Source organism: Paenibacillus polymyxa, assembly GCF_001719045.1.
GTDB lineage: Bacteria > Bacillota > Bacilli > Paenibacillales > Paenibacillaceae > Paenibacillus > Paenibacillus polymyxa_B.
Map to the genome: position 1 here is coordinate 5,327,851 of NZ_CP015423.1, position 13,679 is coordinate 5,341,529.

Below are 13,679 nucleotides of genomic sequence, written 5' to 3' on the forward strand. Positions count from 1 at the left end.
ATGACACAGCAAAATGTTCAATTGTTTTCGCTAAGCCAGCCACAGCAACGGATTTGGTATACGGAGCTTCTGTATCCTAATCGGAACACATCAACAATTATTGCAACAGTAAAAATCAGGGGAACTGTTCGTATAGATGCCTTGCAGCAAGCAATGAACCGGGTCATTGCCCAAAATGATTCTTTTCGTATCAAAATTACTGCTCAGGATGGGATTCCGTATCAATATGTAGAGCCGTTTACGGCGGAAAGTATAGAAACGCTCCAAGTTACCCTGGAAGAAGCAAAGGAATGGTTAAAGCGCCATAATCCACAGCCGTTCTCATTGTTGGATTCGCAGCTGTACCGATTTGTTATCTTGCAGCTCGGAGCAGAAGAAACCTGGTTTAATTTTAAAATGCATCATATTATCTCAGACGGCGTGTCCATGAATCAGGCCATTAATGAAATCACCGGACATTATATGGATATTGTGCATGGTACAGGTCAAGATACGCCGACCAAGGGCAATCCCTATCTGGATTTTATCCAGGTAGAGCAAAGCTATGAGCAATCAGACCGTTATCAAAAGGACAAAACGTACTGGACAGAAAAGTTTGCCGATTTGCCAGAGACTACAGGTTTGAAATCATATAACCCGCTGACACTGAGCACAGCTGCACGCCGGGAGAGCTTTATACTGGAACATGAGTTGTATCGTGGTGTTACGGCTTTTTGCGAGGAACATAAAATTAGTATTTTCACGTTCTTCCTGGCGGCTCTGTATATTTATTTGCATAAAGTGACGGGAGAGCAGGACTTAAGCGTGGGGACACTCTATGCCAACCGTACGTCTAAGAAGGAAAAAGATACCATCGGTATGTTCGTCAGTACCGTGGCTACGCGTTTGTTGGTCGAACCAGAATCCGAACTGCTGACCTTCCTGCAGGGTGTAGGGAAGGAGCAGGCGTCTATTTTGCGGCATCAGCGTTACCCGTACAACAAAATTATTCAGGATTTGCGTGAACAGCAAAGCAGTCTGGACATTCAGCGTCTGTTTGGTGCTTCCATTCAGTACCGTACTTTGAGTTTCTCCCGGTTTGATGAAGCGATTCAGCAGGTTGATAACGATTTCTGCGGAGATACGGTGAACGACTTCGATATTCACATGGTTGAAATGCTGGATGATGATAGACTCGTGCTGTACCTGGATTATCGTACCGAGCTGTTTAGTGAACAGGAAATTGCTCGAATTATTCGACAATTTTTGAGTGTGGCGGAGCATATGGTGCAGGGCCCACACAAGCGGATACACGAATTGTCGCTGATCAGTGAGGAAGAACGGGCGCAAATCGTCGACGTATTCAATGCTACAGCGGTGGAATATCCACACGAAGCAGGCATTCATGAGTTGTTTGAGGAACAGGCTGAACGTACACCGAATCAGACAGCAGTTGTGTTCGGAAATGCCCGTTTAACTTATGGCGAACTGAATGTAAAAGCAAATCGACTGGCTCACACGTTGCGCGGACACGGTGTTACCGCCGAGCAAACTGTAGGTATCGTTGCTGAGCGTTCCACGGATATGATCGTTGGCATGTTGGCGATTCTCAAAGCGGGCGGCGCATATGTACCGATTGATCCTGATTATCCGGCTGAACGTGTACGTTACCTGTTGGAAGATTCGGGGGCGAAGTTGCTGCTGGTGCAGAGCGCAGAACAACAACCGGAGGAATACACCGGAATCGTACTGGATCTGAGCGATGCTAAGGTGCACGGTGCAGAGAATAACCAAGGCTTGAATACCGTACATTGGGAGCAAAATGAGGTTTATCATGCGGATTATACCGATTATACAAATCTGAAAAATGAGATTTTAAATGAATCATCCTCGTCTGTCGTAGACAGCACCGCTGAAGAACAAGAACGTAAATTTGGAAACCGACTAGCTTATTTGATGTACACTTCGGGCACAACCGGACAGCCCAAAGGGGTTATGGTAGAACATCGCAGTGTTGTGCGTTTGGTGAAAAGTACAAACTATGCGCAATTAGATGCTGATACACGCATTTTGCAAACTGGCGCTGTTGTCTTTGACGCGTCCACCTTCGAAATTTGGGGTGCGCTACTAAATGGTGGACAGCTCGTGCTGGTAAGTCAGGATGTCATTTTGGACGCTCCAAAGCTCAAGGAAGCCGTGCGCAACCATGGTATCACGACAATGTGGCTGACTGCACCGCTCTTTAACCAGCTATCTCAGCAGGACTTGGAGCTGTTCGAGGGGGTACAAGAACTGCTGGTCGGTGGTGATGTGCTGTCCGTACCGCACATTAACCGGGTGCTGGAGGCTCATCCGTCCCTTCGGATCATTAACGGCTATGGGCCGACAGAAAATACAACTTTTTCTACAACTCATGCGATTGCCAGCGTGCAATTGGAAGCGGTGCCGATTGGGCGTCCGATCCACAACTCCACAGCGTATGTCGTAGATCGTTCCATGCAGCTTCAGCCTGTCGGGGCATGGGGGGAGTTGATCGTCGGCGGCGATGGGGTGGCACGTGGCTACCGGAACCGTCCGGATTTGACGGCTGAAAAGTTCGTAGATAGTCCGTTCCGCAGCGGAGAGCGCTGCTACCGCACAGGCGATTTGGTGCGCTGGAATGAGGACGGGACGCTGGAATACAAAGGACGGATTGACGCACAGGTGAAAATCCGGGGCTACCGGATTGAGTTGGGCGAGGTGGAAGCACAGCTGCTGAAGCTGGAGGCGGTGCAAGAAGCCGTCGTCATTGCACGTGAGGATGAGCAGGGGCAAAAGCAGCTCTGTGCATATGTAGTCACCCTTGCGGATATCGCGGCTAGTGAGCTGCGAAGCGCCTTGAGCCAAGAATTGCCGGGTTACATGGTACCGTCATATTTTGTGCAGCTGGAGCAATTGCCGTTGACACCAAATGGCAAAGTGGATCGTCGGGCGTTGCCGCAACCGGAGGGCAGCGTGGATTCCGGTGAGGATTACGTAGCAGCCCGTAATGAGGTAGAACGGACGCTAGTGTCCGTGTGGCAATCTGTACTTGGTATCGAGCATATTGGTGTGCTGGATAACTTTTTCCATCTGGGGGGCGACTCGATTAAGGCCATCCAGGTGTCTTCAAGACTGCTGCAAAATGGTTACAAGCTGGAAATGAGAGAGCTGTTCCAGTATCCGACGATTGCTGAGCTGAATGGACGGGTGCAGCGGATGACCCGCGTTTCCGCTCAAGGAGAAGTCAGTGGAAACGTGGTATTGACACCGATTCAACACTGGTTCATTGAGCAGCAGCCATCCAATCCTGAGCACTATAATCAGGCTCTGATGCTGCACCGTGAGGATCGTTTGGACGAAACGGCGCTTCATCAGGCACTGCAATGCATTGTCGAGCATCATGACGCTTTGCGCATCGTATTCCGCCAAAATGTGGACGGTGGATATGAAGTATGGAACCGTGGCGTGCAAGAAGGGGAACTGTACAGCCTCGAAGTGGTTGATTTTACAAATGAGTCTGACTTTGCTCATTTGCTGGAGAACAAAGCCAGCGAAATTCAAAGCAGTATCCGTTTAGATGAAGGCCCTTTGGTGAAGCTGGGTCTGTTCCGTTGCCCGGATGGAGACCATTTGTTGATAGCGATTCACCATTTTGTGGTCGACGGCGTGTCTTGGCGTATTTTGCTGGAGGATTTGGCATCCGGCTATGAGCAGGCTTTACGGGGCGAGTCTGTCCGTTTGCCTAATAAGACAGATTCCTTCCGCCTTTGGGCAGACCAGCTGTCCGCTTATGCGAGCAGTAGAGCGTTGGAGAACGAGCGTGCGTATTGGGAGCAGATTGAGCAAGCAGGGAAGAGTCAGACATCCTTGCCAAAAGATTACACTCGTAAATCTCAGGCCAAGCCACAGCTTCGCGATGATCGGACACTGACAGTGGAGTGGACGGTAGAAGAAACGGAACAATTCTTGAAACAAGCTCATCGTGCCTACAATACGGAAGCGAACGACCTGTTGCTGACAGCTCTGGGCACCGCAATTCAGGAGTGGGCAGGCATCCGTCAGGTGCTTGTAAATCTGGAGGGTCACGGACGGGAAGCTATTTTGCCGGATGTGGATATTACGCGTACGGTCGGTTGGTTTACCAGCCAATTCCCGGTTGTACTCGATATGGGCGAGGAACAGAATGTGGGACGGCGTGTCAAGAACGTCAAAGAAGGACTGCGCCGTTTGCCGCATAAAGGAATTGGATACGGGATTTTGAGATATCTTGCTGACGGGGAAGGGGAAGCCGCTTTTGTCGCCGAGCCGGAAATCAGCTTTAACTATCTCGGACAATTCGATCAGGATTTAAAGAAAAATGCCTTTCGCATGTCTCCTTATTCCATCGGAGCTTCCATTAGTGACACGTTAACCAAGCGGTATGCTCTGGATATCAACGGCATGATCACGGACGGTGCACTGGAACTGACGATCAGCTACAGCAACAAAACGTTCATGAAAAAGTCAATCAAAAAGCTGGCTGATCTGCTTCAGGAGAGCTTGCGTGAGGTATTGGCTCACTGTGTGGAAAAAGAGTTTCCAGAGCTGACGCCAAGCGACTTGTCCTTCCAAGGACTGACGGCTGGAGAGCTGGAACATATTGTAGAGCAGACGGCTGTTGCGGGAGAACTGGAAAATATTTATTCGCTCACACCCATGCAAAAAGGCATCCTGTTCCACGGCTTAATGGAGCCGAAATCCGGGGCGTACTTTGAGCAGGCGACATTTGATCTGCAAGGCAGCTTTCAAGTGGAGGCTTTTGCCGAAAGCTTAAATCAACTGGTGGATCGCCATCAAATATTCAGAACGAATTTTTATAGCGGATGGAATGAGCAGCCTTTACAGGTGGTGTACCGTCACAAACATGCCGGGTTCCGTTTTGAAGATGTGCGTTCACTGGGACAAGGAGAGCAGGACGCATACATTGCTGGTTTTGCTGAGCATGACAAAGCCGAAGGCTTTAATTTCAGCTCAGGCGAGCTGATGCGGGTGTCTATTTTGCGTACAGGCGAGGAATCGTACCGTTTTGTGTGGAGCTTCCACCATATTTTGATGGACGGCTGGTGCTTGTTCCTAGTTGTGGGGGAAGCATTTAATACGTACTTTGCCATCCTCGAAGACCACAAGCCGGAGCTTGCCCCGGTAACGCCATACAGCGAATATATTGAATGGCTGGAGCGGCAGGACAAAGCAGAGGCTGAACGGTTCTGGAGTGATTATTTTGCTGGTTTCGAGCAGCAGACGGTATTGCCGCAGGCAAAACAGCTGGACGGTCACGCTAAAGAATATGAAGCGGACAAACTTTCGTTTACACTGGACCGCGAAGTGACGGAACGGATGAACAAGCTGGTTAAGCAAAAGCAAGTGACGGTCAATACACTTCTACAAGCAGCGTGGGGCGTTGTGCTGCAACGGTATAACAACAGTCGGGATGTTGTATTTGGCAGTGTCGTATCCGGCAGATCAGCGGATATTCCGGGCATCGATAAAATGATTGGTTTGTTCATTAACACGGTTCCTGTACGGATTCACAGTGAGAAAGATATGACGTTTGCTGCGTTAATGAAGCAGATACAGGAGCAGGCACTGGCTTCCCGAGCCTATGAAACCTATCCGTTATATGAAATTCAGGCCCTGACAGAGCAAAAACAGGACCTGGTGAACCATATTATGGTGTTTGAAAACTACCCAGTGGAACAGCGCATGGAGCACATGGGTAGCCGTGGTACGAATGGTTTTACGATTGCCAATGCTTCAATGTCAGAGCAAACGAACTATGATTTTAATATTACAGTGGTGCCAGGCGATGAAATGGATATTCATTTGGAATTCAACGCGCTGGTGTTTGAACGTGCAACTGTCGAGCAATTCCGTGAGCACTGGCTGCGTGTGATAGAAGAAGCAATTCACAAACCGCATGCGCTGGTAGATGAGCTGGAGCTAGTGACTGCTTCGGAAAAAGCGAAAATCATCGACGGTTTTGGATCAGTAGGCGTATCTGCATGGAGTGATGAAAAGCAATCAGAAGGGTTGTTCCACGCCTATGTGGAAGAACAAGCGCAGCTTGCACCGGATCACGTGGCAGTTGTATACGAGGAGCGGCAGCTTACATACCGTGAGCTGAACGAGCGTGGGAACCAACTTGCTCGTAGATTGCGGAATGAAGGCATTGGGCGCGAATCCATTGTTGGTATTTTGAGCGAGCGTTCGGTGGACATGCTGGTCGGCGTATTGGCAGTATGGAAAGCCGGCGGGGCATATGTACCGTTAGATGCGGATTATCCGTCCGAACGTATCCGCTTTATGCTGGAGGACAGCGGCGCGACAGTGCTGCTGACGCAAATCGGCTTGCAGGAGCGCGCGCAGGCATGGCTGGAGGAAAGCCGACAGACTTTGGCCGGAGGGCAGTCTGAGGGCGAGCTGGAAACGGCGGTTAGCATTGAAACGATGGAAAGAGACAGCCTTAATGAGGGATTAATCTTGAAATCAGATTCGTCATTTAATAGCGAAGCAGTATCCGAATCCGCAGCGAACTTGCGTCTGCACACCGTACTGGCGCTGGACGATGAGTCGCTGTACATCGGGGATGCCACGGATGTGGAACCTATCAATGAGCCGCAGGATCTGGCATATGTTATCTATACGTCCGGGACAACGGGACGCCCGAAAGGGGTCATGATCGAGCATCACAGTTTGGTAAACACAGCCGCGGCATACCGCCGGGATTACCGTTTGAACCAGTTCCCGGTACGATTGCTGCAACTGGCAAGTTTCTCCTTCGACGTGTTTGTCGGCGATATCGCGCGGGCGCTCTATAACGGTGGCACGATGGTCATCTGCCCGAAAGACGACCGGATTGACCCAAGCCGTCTGTACGGCTGGATTCACGACTATCAGATTACGGTGTTCGAATCCACACCGGCTTTAATCGTACCGTTCATGCAGCATGTACATGAACAGGGACTGGACATGAGCAGTCTGGAACTGCTGATCACCAGCTCGGACAGCTGCAGCGTGACGGATTATCGGGTGCTGCAAGAACGGTTTGGCGCGGATGTTCGTATTATGAACAGCTACGGCGTCACGGAAGCGGCGATTGACTCCAGCTTCTACGACGAAGAACTGTCGAAGCTGCCAAGTAGCGGCAATGTACCGATTGGTCAGGCGTGGCTGAACGCACGGTTTTACATCTTGGACAGCCAGTTGAATCCGGTGCCGATCGGCGTACTGGGCGAGCTGTGCATTGGCGGTGCCGGGGTGGCACGAGGCTACCTGAATCGTGCGGGCCTGACGGCCGAGAAGTTCGTGGCAAACCCGTACGTACCGGGTGAACGATTGTACCGCACAGGTGACCTCGCGCGGTGGATGCCGGACGGCAATGTGGACTTTATCGGCCGGATGGACTATCAGGTCAAAATCCGGGGATATCGGATCGAGCTAGGCGAGATTGAAACGGCGATCCAGCGGGTGCCGGGTGTGCGTCAAGCGGTAGTCATCGACCGGACGGATGAGCGTGGGCACAAGTACTTGTGCGGATACATTACGGGTGAAGACGAGCTGCGGATCGAGGAAGTACAGGCCAAGCTGGAAGCCGGACTGCCAGCACATATGGTACCTGCACGCTTGATGCGTCTGGAGGCGATCCCACTGACGAGCAACGGCAAAATCGACCGCAAGGCCTTACCGGAACCAGAAGGCAGCATCCTTACGGGAGTGGCCTATGTGGCACCGCGTACCACGGTAGAACAGGTTTTAGCTTCAGTATGGGCCGGGGTGCTGGGTGTCGAAACGGTAGGCACGCAGGATAACTTCTTTGAACTGGGCGGCGATTCGATTAAAGCGCTGCAAGTATCCTCCCGATTGCTGCAAGCAGGTTATCGACTGGACATGAAGGACCTCTTCAGCAATCCGACGGTAGCGTCACTCAGTCCTTTACTTCGTACAGATGGCAAGATGGCCAGTCAGGAAGAAGTCGTAGGCCAGGTGGAACTGACACCCATTCAGCGGTGGTTCTTCGAGCAGCAGCCGGTAGACCTGCACCACAGCAACCAGGCGATGATGCTGTATCGAGCTGGGCGCTTTGACATAGAAGCGCTGCGCCGTACGATGGAACGTATTGTCCAGCATCATGACGCATTGCGCACTGTATTCCGTGAGACGGAGCAGGGTTATGTCGCTTGGAACCGCAGTGTGGAGGAAGGCGAGCTATACACGCTGGACATTGTAGATTTTAGAGGAATAGAGGACGAATCTGCCGCTGTAGAAGCCAAGGCGAGTGAAATTCAAGCCGGCATTCATTTGAGCGAGGGTCCGCTTGTGAAGCTTGGTCTGTTCCACTGCGCTGAGGGCGATCATTTGCTAATCGTGATTCATCATTTGGTTGTGGACGGCGTATCGTGGCGTATTTTACTGGAGGATTTGGCATCCGGTTATGAGCAGGCCGTTGCAGGTCAAACAGGCACAGCTATTCGACTGCCGCATAAAACAGATTCTTTCCAGGTATGGGCCAAACAGCTGTCAGCCTACGCGAATCGTGCGACGATGGAGCGGGAGCTTGCCTACTGGCAGCATATCGAACAAGCAGAAGCCAGTCTCGCGAAGCCTTTGCCGAAGGATTTTGCCAATGACAATGCACGGCTCGGAGACAGTGAGGTTGTCACTGTGCGCTGGACGAAGCAGGAAACCGAGCAGTTGCTCAAACAAGCTCATCGCGCGTACAACACGGAAATGAATGACCTGTTGCTGGCTGCGCTCGGAAAAGCCGTCTATGACTGGTCTGGTTCTGAACGGGTGTTAGTCAACCTGGAGGGCCATGGACGGGAAGCTATTGTACCGGATGTGGATATTACGCGCACGGTCGGTTGGTTTACGAGCCAGTTCCCGGTTGTACTGGATGGAAGTCTGGGACAAGGAGGAAATACGGCTCGTCTGATCAAACGGATTAAGGAAGGGCTGCGTCATATTCCGCAAAAAGGCATCGGTTATGGTATTTTGCGCTACCTGTCAGATATGAATGTGCTGGAAAAAGCAGGCGTGCAGTTACAGGCGCAGCCTGAGATCAGTTTTAACTATTTAGGCCAATTCGATCAGGATTATAAAGGCAACGATCTGGAGCCTTCCTCCTATTCCATCGGTGTACCAGTTAGCACGAACGCGGCTATGGATTTTGCACTAGATATCAATGGATTAATCGAGGATGGGGAGCTGATGTTCACGATTCGCTACGGCACAACGCAGTTCCGTCATGACACGATTGCACGGCTGGGAGAGCTGCTAGCATCCGGCTTGCGTGAAGTCATTCATCATTGTGTAGCCCAAAAGAGAACGGTGTTGACCCCAAGTGATGTCTTGTTAAAACATGTAACGCTGGACGAGCTGGAGCAATTGGTGAAAGATACACAAGATATGGGTGAACTAGAAAATGTGTATGCTTTGACGCCGATGCAAAAGGGTATGCTCTTCTTCAGTCTAATGGATGAGAGTTCGGCAGCTTACTTTGAGCAGGCCACCTTTGAATTGAATGGACGGTTTGATGTGGTTACTTTCGGTAAGAGCTTTGATCTGCTCGTACAGCGTCATGAGGCATTGCGGACGAACTTTATCAACTCCTGGAAGGATGAGCCTGTACAGGTCGTCTTCCGTAATCGTAGCGGGCAATTATATTATGAAGACTTGCGCGGACTAGAAAAAGAGGAACGAGAAGCTCGTGTTGAAGCTTTTGTCATCGAGGATAAAGCGAAAGGATTCAATCTCACAGAGGATGCACTCATTCGTATTTCGATCCTGCAAACCGGGGATGAAACGTACCACTTTGTTTGGAGCTTCCATCATATTTTGATGGATGGCTGGTGCTTGTCCTTTATGACACAGGAGGTATTCGGCAGCTATCTGGCACTGCGCGCGGGTCATAAACCCGTACTGGAGCCTGTTACGCCGTTCAGTCGATTTATTGAATGGCTGGAACGTCAGGACCGTGAGGCGGCCCTGCAGTACTGGAGCAGATATCTGGAAGATTATGAGCAGCAAATTACGCTCCCGCAGCAAAAAATACAGCCTAAATCGATGCACACCGGGGAATATGTTGCTGAAGATCTGGATTGCGAATTTCAGCCAGAGCTGGTTGCCCAGATCGAACAAGTGGCGAAGCAAAATCAGGTGACGATCAATACGCTGATTCAGACGGTATGGGGCGTCTTGTTGCAAAAATATAATAATAGTTCGGATGTTGTGTTCGGCAGCGTTGTGTCCGGTCGCCCAGGGGATATTCCAGGTGTGGAGCACATGATTGGGCTATTCATTAACACGATTCCAGTGCGCGTGCAGTCTGAACAAGGTGAAACCTTTGTCGAGCTGATGAAACGAACACAGCGGCAGGCGCTGGCTTCCAATGCCTACGATGCGTTCCCGCTGTATGAAATTCAAGCACTGACCGAGCAGAAACAGGATTTAATCAATCATATTATGATATTTGAAAATTATCCGGTGGAGCAGCAGGTAGAGCAGTTGGGCAGTGATGGACAGGATAAATTTACGATTTCGAACGTGGTGTCTACAGAGGAAACCAACTATGATCTGAACGTCGTCGTTATGCCGGGTGAAGGCATCAAGATTCGTTTTATGTATAACACGCTCAGCTTTGATCAAGCAGGTATTGAGCGTCTGTATGGGCATTTTGCACGCCTGCTGGAGCAAATTTCGCTCAATCCGCATGTTCGTGTTGAAGAACTGGAACTACTCACAGCGGCGGAAAAGCAGCAGATTACAGCGGCATTTAATGATACCGCTTGTGCTTTTCCGTCTCATCAGACGATCCATCAGCTGTTCGAGGAGCAGGTAGAATATACGCCAGATCAGGTGGCATTGGTATTTGGACATCAGAGTCTGACTTATCGGGAACTGAATGAACGGGCAAATTCATTGGCCCGAATGCTTCAAGCACAAGGAGTAGGACCTGACAAACTGGTCGGTCTGATGGTACAGCGTTCAGTGGAAATGATCGTAGGTCTCCTGGCTGTTCTAAAAGCAGGTGGTGCTTATGTGCCGATTGATCCCGAATTTCCGTCCTCTCGTATTGCCTACATGCTGGAAGATAGCGAGGCCACAGTGCTTCTGACCAGTCGTGATCTGTTGGAAGAGCATCATTGCAACGCCAATGCCATATTTCTTGAGGATGCAGCCTTGTATCAGGGAGAGAGCAGCAATCTGGAGGCGATTGCCCGCCCAGAGCATTTGGCTTATGTCATCTATACGTCTGGTTCGACTGGAAATCCGAAAGGAGTTATGCTCCAGCATCGCTCGGTCCTCAACTTTATTACCGGGATGCGTGAAGTCATTGACTTTGAAGCGAGCCAAACCATTTTGTCACTGACGACTATTTCATTTGATATTTTCGTCTTGGAAACCATCTTGCCCTTGTTGGGTGGAATGACGGTGGTGCTTGGCGACAGCCAGCATCAGGTGAATCCGCAGGCGCTGGGTGAATTGATTGCACATCATCATATTGAGATGTTGCAAATGACCCCATCCCGGTTACAAATGCTGCTGGGTCATGAAGCAGGTTCCCGCACACTGCAAAGCGTGAAGGCCATTATGGTCGGGGGCGAAGCCCTTCCGTCCAAGCTGCTCGCAGCACTGCAAGAAATAAAAGGTCCTCGCATTTATAACATGTACGGACCTACAGAAACGACGGTGTGGTCGACCGTGCAGGAACTGACCCATGCGGAGCACATTAATATTGGACGTCCTATTGCGAATACCCAAATCTATATCATGAATGCGAATGGAGAATTGCAGCCCGTCGGCGTACCGGGTGAGTTATGTATTGCAGGGGAAGGATTGGCCCGTGGGTATTGGAAACGTGAAGAACTGACGGCCGAGAAATTTGTGAATAATCCGTTTGCTGATGACAAGTCAGACCATGAGCGGATGTATCGTACAGGCGATTTGGCAAGATGGATGCCGGACGGCAACATTGAATATTTGGGTCGGATGGACCATCAGGTGAAAATCAGAGGTTACCGGATCGAACTGGGCGAGATCGAATCGCAGCTGCTGCAGGTGGAATCGGTACAAGAAGCGGTCATCATGGCACGTACGGACGAAACGGGCCAAACACAGCTCGTGGCGTACTACGTGGCGAGTCAAGAGCTTGGAGCGGGTGAACTGAGACAGGAGCTGGGACAAGAGCTACCAAGCTATATGGTGCCGTCGTATTTCATCTGGTTGGAGCAGATGCCGCTGACACCGAATGGTAAAATCGACCGCAAGTCCCTGCCAGCACCAGAAGGCAGTCTGCAAAGCGGTGCGGATTATGCAGCGCCACGCACTGTAACAGAACGAGCACTCGTAGCGATCTGGCAGTCCGTCCTGGGCGTGCCAACCGTCGGTATTTTAGACAATTTCTTTGACCTGGGCGGCGATTCGATCAAGGCGATTCAAATCGTGTCTCGTGCGTTCCAGGCAGGCTACAAGCTGGACATGAAGGATTTGTTCCGCTATCCCATCGTCGCAACGCTGGCACCGCATATGCACGAGGTCAGTCGTATGGCAGATCAGGGAGAAGTGAGCGGAGAAACGGCGTTGCTTCCGATCCAGCATGGGTTCTTTGCGCAGGCCCAAGTGGATGCGCATCACTTTAATCAGGCCGTTATCCTGCACCGGGAGCAGGGCTTTGACGAAGCTGCTCTGCGTCAGGCGCTTGGCAAACTAGCAGAGCACCATGATGCTCTGCGGATGGTGTTCAGCAAGACCGAGCAAGGCTATAAAGCATGGAACCGCGGAATACAGGAAGGCGAGCTGTATCATCTGGACGTGCTGGACTTTAGGGATTTGACGGATGAAGCCATGCTCAGCGCGGCAATTGAGGCGAAAGCCAATGAAATTCAAAGCAGCATCCAACTGCAAGAAGGACCGCTGTTAAAGGCGGGTTTGTTCCACTGTGCAGATGGGGACCATCTCCTGATGGCGATTCACCATTTGGTCGTGGACGGGGTATCCTGGCGTATCTTGTTTGAGGATTTGGCTACTGCCTATGAACAGGCTGTTCATCAGGAAGTGCTTCAGCTGCCGGACAAAACGGATTCATTCCGTTCCTGGTCACAAAAACTTTCCACCTATGCGAATAGCGCAGCCATGGACAGTGAACACGCCTATTGGGAGCAATGGAACGCAGCCGCTTGGGCTGACCAAGTACGTTTGCCTGAGGATCAAGCGCAGGCTGAGCCCTTTACCTTGGCTGACACGGATACAGTGGTCGTCCAGCTTACGGAGGAAGAGACATCAAAATTATTGAAGCAAGCACACCGCGCATATAACACGGAAGTGAACGATCTGCTTCTGACTGCTTTGGGCATGATGCTGTACACGTGGACGGGTCATGAACGCAGTCTGATTAATTTAGAGGGACACGGGCGTGAGAACACTTTGCCGGATACGGACATTTCTCGTACGGTAGGCTGGTTTACGAGTCCATATCCGGTATTGCTGGACGTTGGTTGTGATCCCGCTTGGTCGGAACGCATCAAACAGGTCAAAGAGAGTCTGCGCCATATTCCGAATAAAGGAATGGGCTACGGAATCTGGAGATATTTGAGTGAATCCAGCCAAGTCGCCAGTCAGCAAGCAAATACACTGAATCCTGG

General features: G+C 50.8%; 1 protein-coding gene (running past one end of the window). It reads left to right on the forward strand.

Translation table 11 applies throughout. The annotated features are described in order from the left end of the window. A protein-coding gene (locus tag AOU00_RS24095; protein WP_069291848.1) for a non-ribosomal peptide synthase/polyketide synthase crosses the window boundary here: on the forward strand, window positions 1-13,679 show its beginning. Its footprint extends 28,450 nt past the window's final position; the window shows 13,679 of its 42,129 coding nt (coding positions 1-13,679); the start codon lies at window positions 1-3; its stop codon lies off the right edge, out of view.